General features: G+C 38.9%; 18 protein-coding genes. 8 read left to right on the top strand and 10 right to left on the bottom strand.

The features are described from left to right. The first annotated feature begins 1 nt into the window (after nucleotide 1). Both B5G52_RS13895 and B5G52_RS13900 read left to right on the top strand, forming a co-directional pair. Nucleotides 2–1009, top strand: a complete 1008-nt coding sequence (locus tag B5G52_RS13895) for a branched-chain amino acid aminotransferase (RefSeq protein ID WP_290210972.1) — start codon at nucleotides 2–4, stop codon at nucleotides 1007–1009. 274 nt (nucleotides 1010–1283) lie between these two features. Continuing rightward, on the top strand, nucleotides 1284–2906 hold the full coding sequence (locus B5G52_RS13900; protein WP_087533245.1) for a diacylglycerol kinase family protein: 1623 nt from the start codon (nucleotides 1284–1286) through the stop codon (nucleotides 2904–2906). 11 nt (nucleotides 2907–2917) lie between these two features. Here the strand turns inward: B5G52_RS13900 and B5G52_RS13905 are convergent, their stop codons facing one another. Both B5G52_RS13905 and B5G52_RS13910 read right to left on the bottom strand, forming a co-directional pair. Further along, entirely contained in the window at nucleotides 2918–3181 is a 264-nt protein-coding gene (locus B5G52_RS13905; protein WP_087533246.1) for a VF530 family DNA-binding protein, read from the bottom strand. 60 nt (nucleotides 3182–3241) lie between these two features. Further along, complete coding sequence (locus tag B5G52_RS13910) at nucleotides 3242–3544, bottom strand: DUF1496 domain-containing protein (RefSeq protein ID WP_087533247.1); 303 nt, start codon at nucleotides 3542–3544, stop codon at nucleotides 3242–3244. Nucleotides 3545–3641: 97 nt separating this feature from the next. Between B5G52_RS13910 and B5G52_RS13915 the strand changes: the two genes are divergently transcribed. Beyond that, on the top strand, nucleotides 3642–3875 hold the full coding sequence (locus B5G52_RS13915) for a TIGR02647 family protein (protein ID WP_087533248.1): 234 nt from the start codon (nucleotides 3642–3644) through the stop codon (nucleotides 3873–3875). Here the strand turns inward: B5G52_RS13915 and maiA are convergent. Both maiA and hmgA read right to left on the bottom strand, forming a co-directional pair. After that, nucleotides 3872–4501 carry a maleylacetoacetate isomerase gene (maiA, locus tag B5G52_RS13920; protein WP_087533249.1) on the bottom strand — a complete coding sequence of 210 codons (630 nt, stop codon included), beginning with the start codon at nucleotides 4499–4501 and terminating at the stop codon, nucleotides 3872–3874. The genes B5G52_RS13915 and maiA overlap by 4 nt on opposite strands. A 12-nt stretch (nucleotides 4502–4513) precedes the next feature. After that, nucleotides 4514–5806, bottom strand: a complete 1293-nt coding sequence (hmgA, locus tag B5G52_RS13925) for a homogentisate 1,2-dioxygenase (RefSeq protein ID WP_087533250.1) — start codon at nucleotides 5804–5806, stop codon at nucleotides 4514–4516. Nucleotides 5807–5937: 131 nt separating this feature from the next. On the opposite strand from hmgA, the gene B5G52_RS13930 reads away from it, so the two are divergent. After that, on the top strand, nucleotides 5938–6369 hold the full coding sequence (locus tag B5G52_RS13930; RefSeq protein ID WP_087533251.1) for a MarR family winged helix-turn-helix transcriptional regulator: 432 nt from the start codon (nucleotides 5938–5940) through the stop codon (nucleotides 6367–6369). A 70-nt stretch (nucleotides 6370–6439) separates the two neighbouring features. Here the strand turns inward: B5G52_RS13930 and B5G52_RS13935 are convergent, their stop codons facing one another. The 3 genes from B5G52_RS13935 to B5G52_RS13945 all read right to left on the bottom strand — a co-directional run bounded on the left by B5G52_RS13935 (nucleotide 6440) and on the right by B5G52_RS13945 (nucleotide 13963). Beyond that, a complete protein-coding gene (locus B5G52_RS13935; protein WP_087533252.1) occupies nucleotides 6440–9568 on the bottom strand; it encodes a TonB-dependent receptor in 3129 nt (1042 codons plus the stop codon). 288 nt (nucleotides 9569–9856) lie between these two features. Then, a complete protein-coding gene (locus B5G52_RS13940) occupies nucleotides 9857–13063 on the bottom strand; it encodes a TonB-dependent receptor (RefSeq protein WP_087533253.1) in 3207 nt (1068 codons plus the stop codon). A 39-nt stretch (nucleotides 13064–13102) separates the two neighbouring features. After that, complete coding sequence (locus tag B5G52_RS13945; RefSeq protein WP_087533254.1) at nucleotides 13103–13963, bottom strand: S1/P1 nuclease; 861 nt, start codon at nucleotides 13961–13963, stop codon at nucleotides 13103–13105. Between the two features lie 299 nt (nucleotides 13964–14262). Here B5G52_RS13945 and B5G52_RS13950 point away from each other — a divergent pair, with 299 nt between their 5' ends. Together B5G52_RS13950 and B5G52_RS13955 are read left to right on the top strand one after the other, a co-directional pair. Then, nucleotides 14263–15078: a hypothetical protein gene (locus tag B5G52_RS13950; protein WP_254911213.1), complete on the top strand. Its 816-nt coding sequence runs from the start codon at nucleotides 14263–14265 to the stop codon at nucleotides 15076–15078. Further along, on the top strand, nucleotides 15071–16021 hold the full coding sequence (locus B5G52_RS13955) for a hypothetical protein (RefSeq protein WP_087533255.1): 951 nt from the start codon (nucleotides 15071–15073) through the stop codon (nucleotides 16019–16021). Before B5G52_RS13950 ends, B5G52_RS13955 begins: the two co-directional genes overlap by 8 nt. 43 nt (nucleotides 16022–16064) lie before the next feature. Here B5G52_RS13955 and ushA read toward each other — a convergent pair whose 3' ends face one another. Both ushA and B5G52_RS13965 read right to left on the bottom strand, forming a co-directional pair. Next, complete coding sequence (ushA, locus tag B5G52_RS13960; RefSeq protein WP_087533256.1) at nucleotides 16065–17699, bottom strand: bifunctional UDP-sugar hydrolase/5'-nucleotidase UshA; 1635 nt, start codon at nucleotides 17697–17699, stop codon at nucleotides 16065–16067. Between the two features lie 77 nt (nucleotides 17700–17776). Continuing rightward, nucleotides 17777–17974, bottom strand: coding sequence for a hypothetical protein (locus B5G52_RS13965; protein ID WP_087533257.1), 198 nt, complete (start codon nucleotides 17972–17974; stop codon nucleotides 17777–17779). A 262-nt stretch (nucleotides 17975–18236) separates the two neighbouring features. Here B5G52_RS13965 and B5G52_RS13970 point away from each other — a divergent pair, with 262 nt between their 5' ends. Further along, on the top strand, nucleotides 18237–18992 hold the full coding sequence (locus tag B5G52_RS13970) for a peptidylprolyl isomerase (RefSeq protein ID WP_087533258.1): 756 nt from the start codon (nucleotides 18237–18239) through the stop codon (nucleotides 18990–18992). A gap of 41 nt (nucleotides 18993–19033) precedes the next feature. Here the strand turns inward: B5G52_RS13970 and B5G52_RS13975 are convergent, their stop codons facing one another. Then, a complete protein-coding gene (locus tag B5G52_RS13975; RefSeq protein ID WP_087533259.1) occupies nucleotides 19034–19453 on the bottom strand; it encodes an MAPEG family protein in 420 nt (139 codons plus the stop codon). Between the two features lie 172 nt (nucleotides 19454–19625). Between B5G52_RS13975 and B5G52_RS13980 the strand changes: the two genes are divergently transcribed. Then, nucleotides 19626–22505, top strand: a complete 2880-nt coding sequence (locus B5G52_RS13980; protein WP_087533260.1) for an insulinase family protein — start codon at nucleotides 19626–19628, stop codon at nucleotides 22503–22505. Nucleotides 22506–22555: the final 50 nt, after the last annotated feature.

Raw genomic sequence — 22555 nt, forward strand, 5'->3', positions numbered from 1 at the left:
GATTAAAATGGCAGCATTTGGTACCGTATTTATGCCACAAATGATCCAAGCTCGTTTTACGGATAATGCTTGGAGTGAAAGCGAAATTGTTCCTTCTGATAAAATAGAACTCCACGCAGGGGCGCACGTTCTTCACTATTCAAGTACATGTTTTGAAGGTTTAAAAGCTTTTCGTCATGAAGATGGCTCTGTATATATTTTTAGAATGGACGCGAACATTGCCCGTATGCAACAAAGTTCGCAGTTATTGAGTTTACCAAGCTTCGAAGGCGCAAAGCTTGAAAAGATGATTACTGATATCGTCAAAGAATATGCCGATGAAACACCATTGCCACCAGGTTCTATGTATATTCGCCCGACACACATTGGAACAGAAGCTGCTATCGGTAAAGCAGCTGTACCATCAGCAAGTTCATTGCTGTACGTATTGTTATCGCCGGTAGGTGATTATTTTGCGGGTGGTGCAACAGCACTAAGAGTTTTACTTGAAGAAGATGGTATGCGCTGTGCACCGCACATGGGGATGGTTAAAAGTGGTGGTAACTATGCCAGTGCGTTAGCGCCTATTTCTGCAGCGCGTGATAAGTACCAAGCAGACCAAATTTTATTTTGCCCAGGTGGTGATGTACAAGAGACCGGCGCGGCTAACTTTATCTTAATCGATGGCGATGAAATTATTACTAAAGCACTTGATAGCACGTTTTTACATGGTGTAACTCGCAATAGTATTTTAACAATTGCCAAAGACTTAGGTATGACGGTGTCTGAGCGCAACTTTACCGTTACTGAGTTATTAGAGCGTGCTGCAAAACCTGGTACCGAGGCTGCGCTTTCTGGTACTGCGGCGGTTTTAACGCCAGTTGGTACGTTTATTCATAACGATAAAGAATATCAAGTAGGCAGTGGGAAACCAGGTCCAGCTACAATCCGATTGCGCCAAGCTCTCAATGATATTCAATGGGGCAAAGCACAAGACACACATGGCTGGTTAACTAAAATCGACTTGTAAACGCCCATGCATTTGAAAAACCTAGGCTTAGATCCTAGGTTTTTTTATGCCTGTCATCTATCCTTTGACTGTAAGTTAGTCACAGTTGTGTGTAAAAACAACCTAGAAGAAAAACCAATAAAATAACTAATCTATTGAATAATATAGATTTATAACCTTTTAAAGGCGGTGTGATTTTTGCAGTTGTTTGTTGTAAGAAAAGGTTTTTGTCATTAAGTACCATTTGCTTATTAAAGACAGATAACCACAAAAAATGAATAACAAAGGAGCATGTATGTGGGCGGCAGTTAGTTATATATTGTTGGCAATTGTTTTTATTATTATGGGTTGGCAGGTTAGCCCAAGTTATTTCTCTTTTCTTTTTTATTGGACTGCTTTATCGTTGTTACTTGTAGGTGGCGCTTACGTATTTAATATCGCAAAGATATTTCGTAAACGTGAAAATGGCGTGATCCCGTTTTACATTCGCTGGGCGTTTGTGCCTTTTTTATTGGGTGCTCAGGTTTATAATGCTTGGAGCCGTAAACACGATAAAGTACCGCCACTGCAACAAATTAATGATCATCTTTTTTTAGCTTGCCGTTTATTTCCCTCTGATATCGATACCATGAAAGAGCATGGTATAACGGCTATTTTAGATGTTACTTGTGAATTTGATGGGTTAGAATGGTCATCTACGCAAGAGAACATTAATTACTTAAATATCCCTGTGCTTGATCATCGAGTACCTACTCGTTCTCAGCTTAATCAAGCAATTAACTGGATTGATCATCACGTTAAAGAAGATCGCCGTGTTGTAGTACATTGTGCGTTAGGACGTGGTCGCTCAGTCTTTGTGATGGCGGCATACCTATTGAGCCAAGATAAAGACGCTGATGTGCATAAAGTGCTGGCACAAATTAAAGAAACCAGAGAAACAGCTAATTTAAATAAGCATCAGTTACGCCACTTAGTTAAGCGCCATCGTAATGGTGAGTTACTGATAAAAAATAAAGCGGTTTTAATTGCCAACCCTGTTTCTGGTACTAAATTGTGGCAAGAAAAAGAACACCTTATCGTTGCACGTTTATCTGCTTATTATGATTTAACCGTTTTAACCACCTCAAAAGAACAAAATGGTATAGTGCTTGCCAAGCAAGCTATGCAAAACAACCCTAATTTGATAATCGCCTGTGGTGGCGACGGTACAGTTGCTGAGGTTGCGAGTGTATTAGTTAACTCAGACTGCAAGCTAGGGATTATCCCCCTTGGCACAGCCAATGCACTTGCGCACGTGTTGATGGGCATTAAATCAAAAATAATTCCGGTAGAAACTGCGTGTGATTTGATTATTGATGGGCAAACTCAATTAATGGATACCGCTTACTGTAATGATGAGCTAATGCTCTTATTGGCCGGTATTGGTTTTGAGCAAAAAATGATTGAAAAAGCAGATCGAGAAAGTAAAAATGCGGTTGGTCAATTAGCGTATTTACAAGGGTTTTGGCAGGCTTTAGGCCAGCAAAAGGCGCAAAATTTTAATGTAAAGCTAGACGATAACGAACCTCGTACGATCAATACAAATAGTTTAATTGTCGCAAATGCAGCACCATTTACAACGCTACTTGCACAAGGTGGTGGGCAGCCTGATCACAGTGATGGTTTGTTAGATGTTAATTGGCTAACGCCTAATGAAGATGCCACGACGAATGTATTTAGTATTGCAGAGCTAATGGTAAGCAGTATGACGCAAGCTCACTTAGCTATTAATTCACATCACACGAACGCGAAACGGGTTGTGATAAACGCTGAGAATGAAATAAAGTACGTACTTGATGGTGAAATTAAAACCGCAGATGAGTTAGTCATTGAAATAGAGCCTAACTCGCTTGGCGTTATTTGTGCTGAAACAGAGTAAGGTCGATGACCTTACTTTTTAATACTAGGCCAAACAAAGCCGCTAGTTTGCGGTTTCGTATCGACGCAGTTATCTAAATAGAGTTGTTCAACTTTTGCTCTTGCCCAGGGGGTTTTTCGCAAAAACTTTAGGCTTGACTTTACACTTGGATCTGATTTAAAACAGCGAATATCAACCTGTTCCCCCATCGCTTTCCAGCCAATTGTTTGCTCAAGTTTGACTACAATTTGTTCTAAAGTAATACCATGTAATGGGTTATTTGCTTGTTGATTCATAATTCACTGTAACGTTAAAAAACTCGTCGCTATTGTAGCCTAACTAGGTATTGATACCAATTAGTTGACCCGAATAGTTTTTGCTCTTGGTGGGTAAATAACTTCATTTTTATCATTGAGCATTAACCAGCTTAGCGGACTGTTATTATGGTTTGGATTTTTCACTGTGCAAATTAAGCGAACATTAGCCATGTTAATGATAGCTCCTTCGCTATAACGTTTATCTTCATACCAACAAATAGCATGTTGTGATAATGCATCTTGAGGAGTTAACAATACCCGCGCTTCTGGCGTGTTACTAAAACTATTTACTGAGTAAATTAGAGAGAGAAAACAAATACCTATAATACTTAAAAATCGCATACTCAGCCTTTGCATTAAAAAATAACTACACTAAGCTTAAAGCGTGTTAGGGTAAATAAGCAACAAAATAATAATTTTCTTAAAGCAAGGTGAACACATGCAATTTAACCAATTAATGATTGATGAATTTGAACTGCTCGCTAAGTTTCCGCGCAGTAGTAAAATGCAAGGGATAAAAATACATAGCGATGCGAACGAAAACTTGATCAATGCAGCGCAACGCTTATTTGATAAAGGAATTATAGATAGCCCAGATGGCGGTTATTTAACTGATCTGGGCTTAGATTTAATTGAGCATGTTAGTGTGCTACACAGTGCGTTGAGCTGTTAAGTTGCATCAGCTTGATTTTGTGGTGCAGCATTAATAAAAGCATCTAACTGATTACAACGTTCATAAATGGCTGCTATCTTAGGGTAAGCAGTCATATCAACGTTAAACCGCAGAGCATTAAACACTTGTGGTACTAAACACACATCAGCCAGGCTCGGTTTATCACCGACGCAGTATTCATATTTTGCATCAAGTAATAACTCTATTTTTTCAAAGCCCACCTCAACCCAGTAACGATACCAGGCATTTTTAGCTTCATCATCAATACCCAACTCAGTACTTAAATACTTTAGCACTCGTAAATTATCCACCGGGTGAATATCGCAAGCAATGGCGTAGCACAAGTTACGAATTTGCGCTTTTTGCCATGCATCACCAAACAGTAAAGGTGTTTGTGGGTAGGTTTCTTCTAAGTACTCTAAAATAGCCATTGATTGTGCGAGGACGCCTTGATTTGTCTCAAGCGCTGGTAATAAACCTTGCGGGTTTTTGTCGAGATATTCTGCACTTTGCTGCTCAGACTTTAATAAATTAACGGCAACAAGTTCATGCTCAATTTCTTTTAAATTAAGCGCAATACGCACACGATAAGCAGCAGATGAACGAAAATAAGTATACAGTTTCATAAAATAGCCTCTTTAAGCTTTAAAGTGTTTTTTAATTGTACGCCAGCAATCAGTGTAGTTTGGTTGGCGTTCTTTGCCTTCAAGGGCATACTTAGTTGGAGAAATCACATAGCGAGATTCAAACATAAACGCGAGGGTGTTCTCATAGCGTTGTGGTTCTAGCTCTGCATTTGATGCTTTTTCAAATACATCTGCTTCAGGGCCGTGAGGTGACATACAATTATGTAAACTCATACCGCCGGGAACAAAACCATGTTCTTTGGCATCGTAAACACCTTCGATCAAGCCCATAAATTCACTCATAATATTGCGGTGGTAGTAAGGTGGACGGAAGGTGTTTTCGGCCACCATCCAGCGCGGAGGGAAGATTGCAAAGTCAATATTAGCAACGCCCTCAGTAGCTGATGGCGAAGTAAGTACGGTAAATATGGATGGATCAGGGTGATCGAAGCTCACCGTATTCATTACATTAAAGCGTGCAAGGTCATATTTATAAGGCGCACTATTACCTGTCCATGCTACAACGTCAAGCGGTGAGTGGCCAATATCACAGCTGAACATATTGCCGTTAAATTTAGCGATTAGCTCAAAGTCACCTTCTTTATCTTCATAGGCGGCGACTGGGTAGTGAAAGTCACGATCATTGGCATAGCCATTTGCACCTACAGGGCCACGCTCAGGTAAAATATAGGCATGACCATAGTTTTCACAAATATAACCACGTACCGTGTCAGTTAATAGCACGACTTGGAATTTAATCCCTCGTGGAATGACTGCAATTTCTCCAGCTTTAATAGTTAAATGGCCACACTCTGTTTTGAGTAATAACTCACCTTGTTGCGGCACAAATAACATTTCACCATCGGCATTATAAAAATACCGCGTTGTCATTGATTGGTTCGCAACATACACATGGATACCAATACCAGTCTGGCCATTAGCGCTGCCATTAGCGGCCATGGTTACTAGGCCGTCGATAAAATCAGTTGCTTTAGAAGGAATATCAATTGGGTTCCAGCGCAGCATGGTCGGTGGAGTAGGGACTTCAGTGATTGGCGCTGTACGAATCAAACCATTATCAATTGCTTTGTAATCACCTTGGACCACCGATGGGCGAATACGATACATCCACGTACGACGGTTATCAGCACGTGGCGCGGTAAATGCGGTGGTACTAAATTGTTCAGCGTATAAATCGTATTTTACTTTTTGTGGGCTAAACTGACCAATAGGTAGGGCACCGGGTAACGCTTCGGTTTCAAACTCATTGCCAAACCCGGTCATGTATTTTAATTCGCTTGTCATCACTCGACTCCATTATGTTTTACTGTAAGATACTCTCAAGTGAGAGTAAATTCAAACATCCCATTTTTACTCACTGTACATATTTATGGACAAGCAATGTTACGTTGTAAACTAAGAAGGTAAACAACTATATGGCACTCGATCTAGACACTTTTTTACCTTATCGATTAGCGAATTTAGCCAGTAAAATGAGTGAAGAGTTTGCACCTGTGTATCAACAGCAAAGTGATTTAACTATTCCTCAGTGGCGCATTTTATTTAATTTAGCCCAATTTGGCCAAAGTAACGCCAAAGCTCTGTGCGAGCAAGCAGCGATGGATAAGTCCACAGTGTCACGAGCAATTAAAGCACTGATTGATAAGCAGTATGTGGTGAGTTTAGTAAATCCCGAAGATAAACGAGCAAGTTTGTTGCAACTGAGTGAGCAGGGGACGCTGTTGTATCAAAAACTAGCGCCAGATGCATTAGCATGGGAGCAACAGTTATTAGCTGTATTAGATGAAAGTGAATATCAAATACTATTAAAGTGCTTAGATAAATTAACACAGAAGCTTTGTGATTAAAGGTTAAAACGTAAAAGCCCATCAAGAGATGGGCTGTAATTATACTTAGTAAGTTATTAAACTTCTGAGATTAGAATGTGTATTTAACACCAATACGCATTTCCCATAGTGATGGTTTAACGTCAACACTTGCACCTGCAGGGTCATTAAAGCTGTTATAAACATACTGGCCATTAACGATTTCTGTAGTAACGGCACTTTGTAATGCACTACCGCTTTTCAGAACACCCCAGTCATCATTTAGCATGTTACCAATGTTTTTAATAACAAAGTAAGCAGAACCTTTTTGCCCATCGGCAAAGCCCATAAACTCTTGTTCAACTTTAAAGTCAAATGTAACCCACCAATCACCATCAATGCTGTTACGGTCTACAATTTCACCGCGAGTTAGGCCTTCGCTATCAACCCACTCATTAAATGCAGCTTGGTCAAAGTCATCGCCATAAACAACTTGTGTGTCGTCTAATGTTGGTACATACAGTAATTGACGGCTGCCATCGTTGTAACCTAAACCATCTGAACCTCTGTCGAAAGTATATGAGTATGGATTTGTTTGTTGTGCTTGGCCGAATAAATTGAACTTAGTTTCGTAGCCATCAAACACTTCATGACTATATGCTAAAGCCATAGTGAAACGGTGTGGTATTTCATAATTTGAAGTAGCAACACCAGGATCTTCAGAATCAGATACGGCAACATAATGATAGTTAGAAAAGGCTACTGAACTAGTCATTGGGTTTACATCGTTTGAATCTGTGTAAGCATATGAAAGAGCTAAATCGATACCATTATCAAACGACTTGTTCATTGCAAGTGAAAAAACATGCGAGTATGCGTCATCACCTTTGACATTAGTTAGCAAGAAGTCAGACTTGTAAGGGTGTAGTGTATCATTATAAACAGGGCGTCCATCAGGCGCTGTATCTGTTTGCACGTTTGCTATATTGCTTACAATTGCAGAATCTTGTTTATCAGTATACAAATAATCAACGTTAAATACGTAATCACTTTCAGTGATGTATGTTGCACCTAAAGAGAACTTCCACTCCGAAGGGATTTCAAAGTTTGGATCTGTAACATTAACGCTTGCATCAGCGCTGCCTTGGCCTACTTCATCATATAAGCTTTGTGGAATATCGTAACCGGGTTGTCCAGTACCGTTAAATGCAACTGCATCAGGACCCAAAATCTGGATAGAAGCTGATTCTTGGATATTACGTACACCATCATTTGAGTAGCTGTTTGAGATCCATACATTTGGGTTACCGCCTGAATATAAGCCGATACCACCGCGTAATTCTAATTGATCGTTGTAAATCCAATTTACACCTAAACGCGGTTGTAATAAGTCTACGCCATCAAGGTTTTGGCTGTTTGAATAACCATAACGATCTTCAAAGTTTTGGTTATGAGTTGGCTTATCGTTACTTGTGTACCAATCATAACGAAGACCCGCAGTGATTGTAATATCGTAATCGATTAACTCATATTTGTCTTGAGCATATAATGTATTTAACGCATAAGAAAACTCGCCAGCAGCGTCATCTGGATTGTGGCTTGCTGCATTGCCGTAGTATACTTTAGCAAAACCATTTTCAAAATTTTCCAGACCAGTAACTGTTTCTTCTACTCCATCAATAATAACTTTTGTATCTAAAAAGCGGTATTCACCTTCGTTGTGTTGTACGAAAAGATTAAAAACATCAAGCTCTTCGCGCTCATAACCAAATGAAATTTCGTGATCTTCTAGGTAATAAGTACCTGCGAGTTTTAGCGATAAATTATCATAGTTTAGAACGTTTGCTTGACGAGAGTCATCTGGGCCCATATAAATATCAATGTCACCCGTGTCTACTCTAAACTCACCAAAACCTGAGGCTGCATCAAGTGAGTTTTGACGATTATCTAATTTTGAATAACCGACACGTACTTCAGTTGAAAAGTCATCTGTCCAATCTGAATAAACTGATGCCACATAAGATTGTAGTTCAGCACCACGCTCATAAAAGTGATTTGATAGCGCAATTTCATTTGAATCGGCATCTGATTGAGCAAGACTAAAGCCATCATTATAATTATAAACAAAACTTGCACGGTGATCTTCGTTGATGTTCCAATCTAATTTCACTAAGATTTTTTCATCTTCTACAGGCATGCTTGGTACCATAGTACCAGGATCATAGTTGTACTTATCAATAGCAATTTGTGTTACTTGATCAATAGTTGCTTGGTCAATACGGCCATTTGCAAAAGGCGTGTAATTAAAAATTTGTGCGCCTTCAAGTTTTTCGTATGAAGTGAATAAAAATAGCTTGTCTTCAAGAAGGGGTAGCCCTACGTTAAAGCCATAACGTTTTTCAGAGTAATCACCTAAGTCTTGTTTTTCGCCTTCAATTGAATCACCAGACATTGAGTCATTAGTATAATCGTAGAAAAAACCACCGGTGATTTCGTTAGTTCCAGACTTTGTAACAGCGTTGATGTTGCACGATGTAAAGCCACCGTATTGAACGTCAAAAGGCGCTAGTTCAACGGCTACTTGCGCAATAGAATCAAAAGAGAATGGCATTCTCTCTGTTGGGTAACCGCTTGAGTTCAAACCGAAGTTATCGTTCATACGCATACCATCAACAGTTAAGCTGTTAAAGCGCGGGTTACCACCACCACAGTTAATTGCACCGGCATTTGTTTCATCGATATAAATACGAGGGTCGGCACGGATAATATCTTTTAGGTCACGATTAATAGCAGGTTTGTTTTCTAAATCATCTAATGTGAAATGAGAAGCTGGGCCTGTGCTGCCTGATTGCGCGCTTATCGGTGCGCCGCTAACAACAATTTGTTCCATCTGTTGTGAACGAAGTGCAACACTTACAGGATAAGATTGACCTAGTGTTAGATATATATCGTCTAATTGGGCATCTTCGTAGGTATCAGAGTCAACGATAATTTTGTATGGTCCGCCAACGCGCAGGCCTTTTGAAGAGAAATTACCTTGTGCGTTAACTGTTGTGGTTTTTGTAGAACCAGATGGAACGTGGATAATAGTAATTTGAGTGCCGGCGGCAGGATTACCATTAGGGCCTGTAATTTGACCTTTTACAGATGATGCAGTTTCATTTGCAAAAGCAGCGCCACTTGCGCCTACACATGCTGCAATAGCGAGTGAAAGTGCAGTTTTGCGTAATTGAATTTTCATTATTAATTTCCCGTGTAAGGTATTATGTATATTTTGATTTTTTAAGTTGTAAGTAGCCCAATTTTTAGGCCACTTTATTATACAGCATTATTTTATTACAAATAAGTTACATGTAGCATAAATTTGTAATAAAAATAGTTTAGAACAAAAAACAGCTTTATCTAGAGCTTCTCATCCTACGTATTAATTTAATGAGTAATTATGACAAACGTATGAAAACAACGATAATTAGATATAAAAAAACCCGTTTAAAAACGGGTTTTTAGTATAGATTGCATGATATTAACTCTAGAACTTATAGCTAATACCAATTTTAGCTTGCCAAGCAGATGAAGATGTTGTGATTTGGCTGTAGTTACGAACATCAGCACCGTTATATATATTGTTGATGATGTATTTTCCATCGTCATCAATGCCACCAAGGTCATAAATATCTTGGTTTGAATAGCTCAAACGTTTCTCAACACCCCAATCACTATTAAGTAGATTAGCAAAGTTGTCGATCATGAAGTAAACCTCACCGCTGTGACCTTTAGCAAATCCAGGAATTTCTTGTTTAACACTTATATCCATTGTTGTAACCCAAGGTTGTGTGCCTGTGTTACGGTTTAAGATAGTGCCACGCTCAGAAATACCTGCACGGTTAAGGAGTGTTTCAAGTTCAGACCAACTCATACCTGACTCTTCCCAGTTTACATTGGCATCATCAGCACCTGTAGGAATGTAAGGAAGATAAGCTGAGTCGCTATAAAATATATTCGAATCACCTAAATCATCCATTCTGTACATATCCATTGTATAGCTAAATGGACGACCAGAGCGACGCTCAAAATAAACATTAAATTTAGTATTATAACCAGCGAAGAACTCAGTGTGATAACTTACATTTACTTTAAAGCTATGTTCAACCTCGTATGCACCACGGTGTGCTAGGTCTTCATTACGATTTTGAACAACACCATATCGATAGTTACTCACAGCTTGTGACGAAGAACCTGTTGAGGCCTCGGTAACATCTTGGTGCGCGTAACTTGCAGAAACATAAAGACCATTATCCCATTCTTTAGCAAGAGCGGTTGAGAGGATAACAGAGCGTCCATCTTCTGATGAATTGGTCATCATTATATCGTAATTGTTTGCTTGGTCGCCCGAGTATATCGATTGGTTGACCACACGCTCACCGCCAGCAGTTGTTTCAAGCGGCTTAATAGCGGTATTATGCCAGACTGCCTCGTTTTCTTTTTTATGGTAAGCGATTTCAGCTTGCCATTTAAAACCGTTACCTAATAGCTCTGAATCAAAATCATATTCAAAGCCAACTTGAGTACGAATGCTTGATGGTAACTCAAAGTTAGGGTCGATGTAGTTTGTGCTACCGGCACCTTGAACTAGTGAATTTTGTATCTCGCTTGGGATTTGAGTGATGTCAGCTGGATTATTTGCATAATAGCTGTTTATTGTGCTTTCAGGCGCTGCAACATAGGTAATACCGTCATTTTGATATGAGTTATTATACCAAACATTTGGAATGCCACCTTGGAAGCGACCAATACCACCACTGATAGTCAGTGCTTCAGTTGCGTAGTACTTAAAGCCAACACGTGGAAGGATTATATCTAACCCATCTAAGTTCTCTTGATTACTGAAACGATATGTATTATAGAAATTTTCGTTGTAAGTAGGTTTGTCATCAGACGCTAAACGCTCATAACGAAGACCTGCATTAACTTCTAAATCATCACCAATGTAGAAAGTATCTTCAATATAAACTGCTAACTGGCTACGTGTTGCATCATATGCAGTGTCAGCAGAGTTATTTGTATAGGCATTACTGTAAGTAAAGTCGTAGTCACCATCGTAATTACCCACTTCACGATTTGCAAACCCTTCTAAGCTATCAAATTCCCATGAACCGAGTGAGTTAGCTGCAAATAAGTTATAGAGATTTAATGACTCATACTTAACACCAAACTCAAGCTCGTGCTCATCTAATAAGTAAGTACCGTCAAAGGTCAATGTTAAGTTTTCAGTTGATGATTTATTTGCATGGCGATATTGGTCAGTACCAAATTGATAAGCTGGACCCTTGAAGTATTCTTCAACTTTTACACTACCAATAGAAGAGTTAGTTAGGCTATTTGATGTAACGTCTTTATAGGCAATACCAATTTCACTTGAAAAGTTCTCATTCCAGTCTGAATATAACTTAGTAGAAAAGTTATTGAATTTGGTTGCGTAGGTGTAACGGTTCGAGGCCATTGAAACTGTATCGCCACCAGTACCAAAGTTACGCTCATCTTGGTCGTCTTGCCACTGGTAAGTGAAGTCTAAACGATGATCGTCATTTACATTCCAGCTAAGCTTTACAAGTAACGTTTCATTGGTGTCTTCAGAGTCACCACCTAGCGAGTCTTGCATGCCATAAACTGAGTCAAGCGTTGCTAAAAAGGCATTGTATTGCTCTTGCGAAACATTGTACTCGTTAGTAGCACCTGAGCCCTGAAAGCCATAATCTAAATCAAGTTCACTCTTCCAGCTATTGTAGTTAACAAAGTAAAAAAGTTTGTCTTCAATTAACGGGCCGCCAACATTAAAGCCAAAACGTTCTTCAGATTGAATAGGTTCAACTTGCGATACACTGTAAGTTTTATGGCCATCTTCATCAAGAGCAGGGCGACCATCAGCGTAGATCTCTGTGATTTTATCTACGTCACCAGCGATATCGGGCGTTGAAATTTCATAAAAGCCTGAGAACTTAAACTCATTAGTACCAGACTTTGTCACGGCATTAATTGTACCACCACCAAAGTTACCTTTAGATGCTGAAAACGGTGAAACATCAACTGAAATTTGCTCAATCGCGTCAAGAGCTACAGGTGGTTGGGCTGTAGGGTAGCCACCATAGTTAAGACCAAAATCATCATTTTGACCAATGCCATCAACCGTTAAACTGTTCGAACGCGGGTTGCTACCAGCAAATGTTAATTCGCCGCTACCATTAATGCTCGCTAATGGGTTTAAACGTGCAATATCCTTAATATCGCGGTTAAAACTTGGCATATTGCTAATGGTGTCTTCACCAAAAACACTACTTGAGCCACCTGACTGTTGTACTATTTTAAAGCCAGATACTTCGATCTTTTCCATGTTCAAAGGTGCAAGCTGAGAAGATAAGCGGTAAGTGTCGCCTAGCTCAAGATAAATGTTATCCAAAGTTGTATCGTTGTAAGTTTCAGAGTCAACTACTACAGTGTAAGGACCACCTACACGAAGACCGTTGGCAATGAAAGTACCACTTTCATTAGTTGTTAACTCGCTTACAGTACCTGTAGGTTGGTGGATAACTTTAATTTTAACGTTGGCTGCAGCACTACCAGAAGGAGTGGTAATTTTACCACGCATGGCTGATGAAGTATCTGCTGCCATAGCACTCGTTGAAACACCTAAAGCTAATATTACTGCTCCAGTTAATTTCGAAAGACGAAGCTTGTTCATTTTGTTGATTCCCGTGTATAGGTTATTTAAGGATTATCGTTACTTAATGTTAGTTGGCATCTTAAGTGCCTTTTCTAACGGTTTTGCTGAATTATCAAATAAACTATTCAATAATCCTGCGAGTCTTATACCTGCTTGCTGTAAGCGAGTTTTTATTATTGGTGTGTTGTTATAAATATAGCTATAGCTGATTTCATCAGAATCCATGTTGTATAATTTAGTCGCTAAATTATGGGACTCTGTTAGCCATTGTTCTGGGTTGCTGGAAAGGTAATCTGCAATTATTTCTGCATTGTTTGTATCAATAAACTGAGCAAATTCTGTAAATGACAAATTTTCATTTTCGACTAATTTTGTATCCCATAAAGAGTGCAAATTAGTTTCTTCACCAAAGAAAGTTACTTTAATTCGGTTTCCACCTCTGTCAGCTGCACGACCAGCATGAAAAGGTTGATGACTGTCTCCTACTAGGTGTACCAAAAAACGTAGACTAAAACGTTTAGCATCAAGCGAACTTTTCTCGTCTTTTAAAGTCTCTATAGCGAAGTACATACCATCTAAAATATTTTTAACATTATCTTTATTTAACTTGTGGGAATGATCGTGAGTAAAAGATGAAGAACCGGTAGGTGCATTAATATAATGCCAGCGTGAAGATTTTTTTTGCCAAAAAGGTTCTGGATTTGAGCGCATCTCATCAGCCCATGTTGATATTTGCGCAAGGCTTTCATCTTCTAAGAGCTCAGCAAGTGATTCTCTGGTTTGCATAGTTATATGGTTATCGGCAATTTGACCGACAATTCTATGGCCATTTTGGCCCCAAGCTAGGGCACTTTGTGCTGTAAAAAGAGTGGAAATGGCAAAGAGATAACTTAGTCCGATAATTAGTTTACTGAACATTAATATTTTCCTAAAAATAAATTCACTGCTTAGCGCAATATTCTTAGCTGCTAATTGTGCTGATTTTGTAAAGAAATAGAAAGGACTCAATAATATTCATGTTTACTTGTTTAAAATGCATAAATATCAAATGCTTAATGTTATCAGGTAAAATTACCTATTGTAATAAGTAATTAATCTTGTTCAAATAGAGGTGTGTTCTATTTTTAATTGTTGAAGATTTGAAAATTAAACAGCTAGCCTTATCAGAATCAACATTTGTTACAGTTTTACTACTGTTTTTTGTGTTGTTGTGGTCATTGAGTAGAGCTCATTTTACTGAAGAGTTGGTTGAACTGAAGCCTATAATTGACACATCGAGTCGATGTAGCACTAATGCGAATAAAAATGCCGAGCAGTTGATTATTTATGCTAGCTCTAAGAAGGTTGCAAATGCTTTAATAGACAGCCTATGTAAAGATATTGTGGTAGCAAAGCAGTATGGCGAAGTCGTGGGGTTTTGGGGATACAGAACCGCTGATAGCATAGAGTTTATTGGAAAAGGTATTGCTGATCTGATCTTAGCAAAAGATAACATCATGTCGGCTTTTAAAGCTGAATCAACTTATAATTACCAACCCATTGTTGGGTTTCCCAGCTACACCGCATTTTTTATATCAGCTAAAGAGAAGCCAAAAATAACTAAAGAATACTTTTTAGATAAAAGAATTGGCTTGTTAGATTATCCTACGAGCCGGTCAGGGCATATATTACCTAAACAAAAATTTAAAGACTTAGATATAAACTTAGCAAATTTGAAGATCACATATGCAAGCTCCCATAGCGAATTAAGAGAGTTACTCGCTAATGGGCAGGTGGATATTATTGCATCGTTCTGGAAAAACGATGATCAACATCACTTCTCGAAAAACTATATAACGCCAATTAGTAATAACATTGTTGGAACACGTTGGTATTTAAAAATGGATCATGACAATACTGATTTACTCTGTGCAATTCAAACGCGTTTACTCGATTTATCAAAATCGCAAACATCAATTTACTTTAATGATGTTCAAGCTTATTGGCGGTGCAGTGACTCTAAAATTGTATTTTTAGGAGCTGAAGATGAGTAAGCGAATGATACAGGTAACTGTTTTATTGATCTTTATAGCTTCCTTAGTTATTTTTAAAACTGCTACTTATGTAAAGCAAAAAAACGTAAGTAACCATTTAGTTTCACAAATCAAAACCCGAATAGCTTTGGATCTACCAAGGCTTGATTTATCTAATACTTTTTTAAAGCATTCAGGTAATGATGCGGCAGTAAAAGATTATATCGAAAGTATAAATAACGCGATCGCACCTAGAAGTAATATGCGGCTTGTAGCAATTGGTGATGTGCTTTTTTTACATAATGATTTGACTCAGTATGAGCATATAGAAAGGCACTTGCTCACCAGCGACGAAAATATTGTTGTAAAATTCCACGTAGAACAACGTTTTTGGCAGCGCAATGATGTGTTTATACTAATAATTTTAGCAGGGGTAGCTATTGGGTTTGGATGTTGGGCTAAACAAATAAACAACTCGAAATCTGGTGAAAATTCAAAGCGTAAAGATGCTGCCATATTAAAAGACCCTGAACCATTAAAACTGATCATAAATTTAAATACCAAGACGGTTGTTAACAGCAAAAATCCGGAAGTAAGTGTTGTATTAGCCAATAAACCACTTTGCTTTTATTTAGCGCTGATAGATTTTTGTATCGATAACCCTGATGTGCTGTTGAATCAGAATAAAGACGTACCAGAAGAACTATTAGAGATAGCGAATAAATATTTCTACCGACTTACAGAGCTCGGGCACACTATACGCAAGCGGCCTAATTTTACTAACAGCCTTGAGAAAACGCTGAGTGAGATCAGAGCTGCACTTGACGAAGTTTTGATAGCGCACCCAGAATCAAAAGGAGTGTACTACCCACCAAAAGCACATGGTGAGGGGTCACGGTCTCGTTTACATAGTTATGGTTTAAGCCAGATAAGTAGCGATGATATTGAGGTGGTTGGTAAATAAAGTTGAGCATTGAGGTGATTTATCACCTCAATGCATGTGTAACCTATTTTGGTGCAAATTCAGCAGCCTTTACAGGGCTGTTTTCTTCAAAGAAACGCTTAAGCGCTTGTGCATCCGTATCTTCGGTACTGACATAACCTTGACGCTTAATCAGGGCTGGGTAGCCATCACCGCCAGATGCATTATAACTATTGATACTCATGCGGTAGGTTCGGTTCATATTAAATGGCTCGTTGTTAATTGATACACTGATCAGCTTATTATCGTCACGTTCAAAGCTCAGTTTGTGGTATTGTAAATAGGCTCCTGCATCAGGCGGAAAACTTGTTACAACCTCTAGATAATCCCAAAGCTCTTGTCCTTGCCAATCCATATACGTAATACGGTTTTTAAAAGGATGTACTTTTAAAATATCTTTGTAGCTGACTTCACCTGCCGCGATGCTATCACGTACTCCGCCGCCACTGATAATACCAAAATCAGCGCCAACGCTGTCCATCTGCGCCTGAATGATCACACGAGCTAGGTTTGTTTGTTGATAGCGAACTTTATTACGGTCTCCTTCGAGTTTGGTATCCACAAACCCGATTTTCCCCTCAATTTGTTTAGCTCCTTTTGCTTGATATTCAGCTAAAAAGGCCTTTAGTTCAGGGTTTGGAGCAATATACTCATTTGCTAATACAGGCTTGGTTGTACCGTCAGCTTGTGGTGCGTCAATGTATAGATTGACGGGTAATAAAGTGTAGTCAAGTAAAGTTAACTCGCCGTTTTCTAGTTTAAATTCTGCCTTACCTACGTATTTTCCCCATTCATGGGCTTGCATGATCCAAGTGCCATTTTGTTGATCAGGTTTACATGCTTTACCCGGCTTGAAGTCATCATCATTTTTATTGTTGCCAGCCATACAGATTGGTTCTTGAGAGTGGCCACCAATGATCATATCCAGCGTGTTTTTAGGTAGTGAGCGAGCAAGGGTAACATCGCCTGGAGCATTAATACCGAATGACGCATCAACATAGTGACCCATATGGGTTACTGCAATGACAATATCTGGTTGGTATTGCTTTTTTATTTTTGTAACTAATGCATTGGTGACTGCTATAGGTTCTTTAAACTCTAACCCACCAATATACTGGGGGTTACCAATCTTTGCTGTATCTGTGGTTGTTAAACCAATAACAGCAATTTTTAAACCTTGCTTGTCGAAAATCTTGTATTCTTGAAACGCATTTTCACCGGTTTTTTTATCAAAAATATTAGCGGATAGAAGCGGGAAATTAGCCCATTTCTGCTGTTTATTTAAAACAGTTAATGGATTATCAAATTCATGGTTACCTAATGCCATTGCATCGTATCCAATTAACGACATCCCTTTGAAATCAGGTTCAGCAAATTGTAAGTCAGATTCAGGTATACCGGTGTTTATATCACCACCTGATAATAGAAGTACTGCGTGACCTTGTGCTGTTGCTTCAGAACGAAGTTGGTCGATTAAGGTTTTACGTGCAGCCATACCGTATTCGCCTTTTTCATTATGCCAAAAGCGACCATGATTATCATTGGTATGTAAAACGGTTAGATACTGAACCCGGTTGTTAGAAAGGGTATCAGCAGGAGGCTGGTTGTTACTACATGCACTGATGCTTAGTAAAATGAAAATTAAAAATAGTATGCGCATAATGTGACCCGTGTTGTCAGTACTGTGCTATTTATTAAGCGCATAGTTTAAACTAGTTTTATTGCAAAATAACGTAATTATTCTATTTTCATGTCATTTTGCTGAGGTAATTGACCCGTTGCAGCAAGTTGCCTGCGTTGTAACTCTTGTTCTGCTAGTGCCGATTTTTCATGATTACTACCCACCATCCAATTTAAGAAGCTCGCTGGGAGTTGGGTATACGATTGGCCTTGATGCAAGCCAAAATCGCAAATGTGTTCATTGATATGTGCCATGACGGTTAATCCTATTGTGTGTTTTTTATTGTCGAAGTCATGGTAACAAAATACAAATCCCTAATTGAGATCGTTTAGTTTTAAATAATGTACTTCTATAACGTCAGCGAATAAGCGCTGAATGTAAGTGGTTGTAATCGAATTGTAATCATTATGGTGTGTTTTGTGTAAAGCACGTTGCAGCTATCGTAATTATCAACCAAGTCATTTATTCTTTTCATTAAATTCACATAACAACAACATAACCGTGGAAAGAAAGTTAATGAAAAAACTATTATTGAGTAGTGTGCTCGCCGCTTTATCTTTTAATACTCATGCTAGCGTTGTAGAAATGCATACTTCGCTGGGCACAATTACCATCAATTTATTTGACCAACAAACACCTAAAACAGTTGAGAACTTTTTAAACTACGTCGTGAACGATTCATATAATGAGACCGTTATTCATCGCTCCGTGGATGACTTTGTGATCCAAGGGGGAGGCTTTACTTTTACCGAGAGTTTTGAAGCGATAGAGGCACAGCCCGCTGTAATCAATGAGCCCGTGTTATCTAATGTAAAAGGCACGATTGCGATGGCCAAGCTCGGTACTGATGCAAACAGTGCGACGAGCCAATGGTTTTTTAATCTAAAAGACAATAGTGCCAACTTAGACGTGCAAAATGGGGGTTTTACTGTATTTGGGCAAATAACAGAAGATAGTTATGAGGTATTAAATGCGATTGCCGAGTTAGTTCATTGTGATACTAAATTTGGCACTACACCTGTTGTTAACATTACCACAGAACAATGTGCTAATGCAGATACAGTAATAACATCTGCTAATTTAGTCTCTATTAATAGTGCGGTTGTGCTCGATGATGACCCTAATTCTTCTGTAAATTTATCACCAACCGAAAATACTCTAATAGATGAAGATACTACATCAGAACCTATTGATATTGATTCAAGTGGTAGTATGGGCTGGTTTGCCTTACCTGTAATACTATTGGCCATGAAGCGCCGTCGTAAGCTATAAGTATTTAGGATCGCTATTAATTGATAGCGATCCAGATATGTTTAAATCCCAAATACACGCAGTATTACCAATACCCACATCACTAATACAAATAAGCAGCCTACTAAAAAGCTGTAGTAGCGTGGTTTTAGGTTATTAGCCCCAATGTGAATAACGGTGTGAATTATACGCGAAGCGACAAAACTCCACGCAATAACAGTAAATAAGTAACCTACCGCATTCATTTGCATCGCCGCGAGGCTCGCTGCAAAAAATAACACTGGAACTTCAAACTGGTTAACAAAGTTTCTATCGGCTACGCGCACGGTATCGCCCGCGTTGTCTAATTTCATCGTGGCGAAGTCACTCATAGTAATCGCTTTACTTTTTGCAGCTGCAAAGCGGCGGCGACCCATTATAACCATGACGGTAAAAGTAAGTAAGACTTGAACAAACATGGCTAACAATAAATATTTTTCCATTTTAGTATCCTTTATTCGTTTGTGAGGGGGTTGTCTCCAAGGTGCCTATAAACTACCAGTTTGTTTTTGCAATTTACAATGTGTTACAAAGTATATAGGAAAATCATTGCAAGCATTTTGATATTTACCGATGATTTGAATTATAAAATAATATGATGGATTACCTCAGAGCATGAAAAAGATTATCACCCTAAGTGCAATTGCGCTTGCAGTATTAACGGGTTGTGGCACAACTACTTCGCTAGTCCAACAACAAACCTCATTATTATCAGATACTTTAGTTATAAGCCCAAATGATAACCGTGAATATAAAACCCTAAAATTAGCTAATGAAATCGAAGTTATTTTAGTATCAGACCCAAGCGCTGAAAAATCTGCCGCAGCACTCAGTGTAGGTGTTGGTTTGCTGCATGATCCGATGAGCCAACAAGGCATGGCGCATTATTTAGAGCATATGTTGTTTTTAGGTACTGAGCGTTACCCTGACACTAAAGGGTATTCTGATTTCATGACCAAAAATGGTGGCGCACATAACGCTTACACATGGTTAGATATCACAAATTACATGTTCAAAGTAAATAATGACGCCTATGATGAAGCACTTGATCGCTTTGCTGATTTTTTCAAATCACCTAAACTTTACCCTGAATATACTGATAAAGAAAAAAATGCAGTGAATGCAGAGTGGTCAATGCGCCGTGAAATGGACTTTTTTGGTCAGTTTAAACTTGCCCGTAAAATGATGGGCGATCACCCAGCTAACCGCTTTTTAATTGGTAACCTTGAAACACTAGGCGATAAAGAGGGCAGTTCACTACATAAAGAAACTGTTGATTTTTATAATAAATACTACTCATCAAATATTATGAAAGTAGCGATGATCTCAAATTTACCGTTGAGTGATATGGAGGCTAAAGCACAAAAGTACTTTGCTGATATTGAAGATAAAAAAATTGAAAAGCCAACGGTAACTAAAAAATTAGACTTTGAACATGTAGGCGGCAAGCGTGTTCATTATGCGCCAAATGAAGATGTAAAACAGTTACAACTCGATTTTACTATTACTGATAATAGTGATGAATTTGCTGTTAAACCAAACCGCTTTGTAGCCTACTTACTAAGTAATGAAATGCAGGGTAGTCCAGCACAAATCCTGCGTGATAAAGGTTGGGTGTCGCAACTTTCAGCAAGTGCAACTCCGACTCACTACGGGAACTATGGTGCGCTTACAGTTGATGTGCAATTAACAGACGAAGGTATGAAAAATCGCGAAACAATTGTGGCGACGATTATGCAGTACATTGACTTAATCAAAAAAGAAGGGGTTGATAGCAAATACTTTAATGAAATCCGTACATCGTTAAATAATCAATTTCAGTTCTTAGAAAAAGGCGATGAGTTTGGCTATGTAAGTAACCTTGCAGGTAGTATGCAAGAGTACCCAATCAATCATGCTATTAATGCGCCATACCATTATGCAAAATTCGATGCCGCTGCGATCAACCGCGTACTAGAGCAGCTAAATGCTGACACATTACGTATTTGGTATACGTCTAAACAAGAAGAAACAGATTCACAACTGCATTTTTATGATGGTAAATACCGCATTGAAGATATCAGTGAAGCCGAAGTCGCAAGCTGGAGTAAGGCAAGTGAGTTTGACCTCGCACTGCCTACGGTAAACCGTTTATTACCAGAAAGCTTTGCTATTAAAACTACTGAATTTGCGCAGCAAAAACACCCACAATTAGTTTATGATAAAAGCGGCGTTAAAGTATGGCGACAAGCAAGTCAAAACTTTGCTGAGCAACCAAAAGGTTTAGTTGAGGTTTATTTAAATACGCCTGATGCATTAACCGACATCAAAGCAAAAGTACTTTATTCAGTATGGGCTGATTTATACAACTTACAGCAAAGTAAACTGAGCACAGAAGCAGCTGTAGCGGGCATGAGTGTTGGGCTTGAAGCGAATAATGGCTTAATCCTGTCATTAAGTGGCTTTACAGATAAGCAAGATGTATTGTTAGCGCAAGCGCTTGAATCAATTAATGTTCAAACGACGGAGCAAGGGTTAGCGCAAGCGCTAGATCGCTTCCAACGTGGCTTACTCAATAAACAAAAGCAATTTCCTTTCTATCAAGCGTTTGACGAATACTCAAAGCTGATCAGAACGGGTAGCTTTGATACGGACGAATTAATTAAAACCGCCCAATCAATTACGCTTGCTGATTTTGAGCAACTTAAGCTGCATACCTTCAGCAATAACGAGCTGCGTGTGTTTACCTTCGGTAATTACAATCAGCAAGATGTTGAGGCGATAGCGACAGAGCTGAGCGATGTATTACCAAAGAACCACCAATCGACCACGTTTGCACGTAGTAAAGCATGGTTACCACAAGCTGGTGAAACTATCGTCTTGCAAAAAGACATCGATGTGGCAGATGTGGCGATTATCGATATGACCGTGCACCCTGTGGCTGGTTATAAACAAAAAGCACAAGCTCAAGTACTGCAAGATCACTTTAGAACTATCGCGTTTGATAAAATGCGAACAGAAGAGCAGTTTGCTTATGCGGTAGGTGCACTGGCCCGCCCAATTGAAGACTATTCAGCCATAGGCCTGTTTATTCAAACACCAGTGAAAGGCCCTAAAGACATGCAAGCGCGTTTTGATCAGTTTAAAAAGCAATACGCAGTTGAGCTTGATAACATGAGCGAAGAAACATTTGCTCAGCTTAAAAATGCCACGCTTGTTTCACTTAAGGAGCAACCTAAAAACTTAAGTGATGAAATGGGTCCACTCATTGGTGACTGGTATCGTGAAAACTTTGATTTTGACTCAAAAGAAAAGTTAATCGCAGAAGTCGAAAAAGTAACCCTTGCGGATATTAAAGACTACTACAAACAAACCATGCTAAACCCACAAGCAGCACGCCTAAATGTGCAGTTACGGGGCAGTAAATTTGCCGATAAGCCATTTTCAGATTTACCGAAGCAAACAAAAATCACAGACTTACAAATGCACTTTGATGGTATTAAGTTGCAAAAGTAATTAATTGTTTTAAGTGAAAATTTCACAATGAGCCCAAGCAACTGCTTGGG

The organism is Pseudoalteromonas sp. A601 (assembly GCF_002165575.1).
In the GTDB taxonomy this organism is placed as follows: domain Bacteria; phylum Pseudomonadota; class Gammaproteobacteria; order Enterobacterales; family Alteromonadaceae; genus Pseudoalteromonas.

Coding starts and splice junctions, on each gene's coding strand:
- B5G52_RS13975 (WP_087533259.1), bottom strand. CDS start 19,453: ATGGAAAAATATTTATTGTTAGCCATGTTTGTTCAAGTCTTACTTACT.
- B5G52_RS13930 (WP_087533251.1), top strand. CDS start 5,938: ATGGCACTCGATCTAGACACTTTTTTACCTTATCGATTAGCGAATTTA.
- maiA (WP_087533249.1), bottom strand. CDS start 4,501: ATGAAACTGTATACTTATTTTCGTTCATCTGCTGCTTATCGTGTGCGT.
- B5G52_RS13980 (WP_087533260.1), top strand. CDS start 19,626: ATGAAAAAGATTATCACCCTAAGTGCAATTGCGCTTGCAGTATTAACG.
- B5G52_RS13940 (WP_087533253.1), bottom strand. CDS start 13,063: ATGAACAAGCTTCGTCTTTCGAAATTAACTGGAGCAGTAATATTAGCT.
- B5G52_RS13955 (WP_087533255.1), top strand. CDS start 15,071: ATGAGTAAGCGAATGATACAGGTAACTGTTTTATTGATCTTTATAGCT.
- ushA (WP_087533256.1), bottom strand. CDS start 17,699: ATGCGCATACTATTTTTAATTTTCATTTTACTAAGCATCAGTGCATGT.
- B5G52_RS13910 (WP_087533247.1), bottom strand. CDS start 3,544: ATGCGATTTTTAAGTATTATAGGTATTTGTTTTCTCTCTCTAATTTAC.
- hmgA (WP_087533250.1), bottom strand. CDS start 5,806: ATGACAAGCGAATTAAAATACATGACCGGGTTTGGCAATGAGTTTGAA.
- B5G52_RS13905 (WP_087533246.1), bottom strand. CDS start 3,181: ATGAATCAACAAGCAAATAACCCATTACATGGTATTACTTTAGAACAA.
- B5G52_RS13965 (WP_087533257.1), bottom strand. CDS start 17,974: ATGGCACATATCAATGAACACATTTGCGATTTTGGCTTGCATCAAGGC.
- B5G52_RS13970 (WP_087533258.1), top strand. CDS start 18,237: ATGAAAAAACTATTATTGAGTAGTGTGCTCGCCGCTTTATCTTTTAAT.
- B5G52_RS13945 (WP_087533254.1), bottom strand. CDS start 13,963: ATGTTCAGTAAACTAATTATCGGACTAAGTTATCTCTTTGCCATTTCC.
- B5G52_RS13915 (WP_087533248.1), top strand. CDS start 3,642: ATGCAATTTAACCAATTAATGATTGATGAATTTGAACTGCTCGCTAAG.
- B5G52_RS13900 (WP_087533245.1), top strand. CDS start 1,284: ATGTGGGCGGCAGTTAGTTATATATTGTTGGCAATTGTTTTTATTATT.
- B5G52_RS13935 (WP_087533252.1), bottom strand. CDS start 9,568: ATGAAAATTCAATTACGCAAAACTGCACTTTCACTCGCTATTGCAGCA.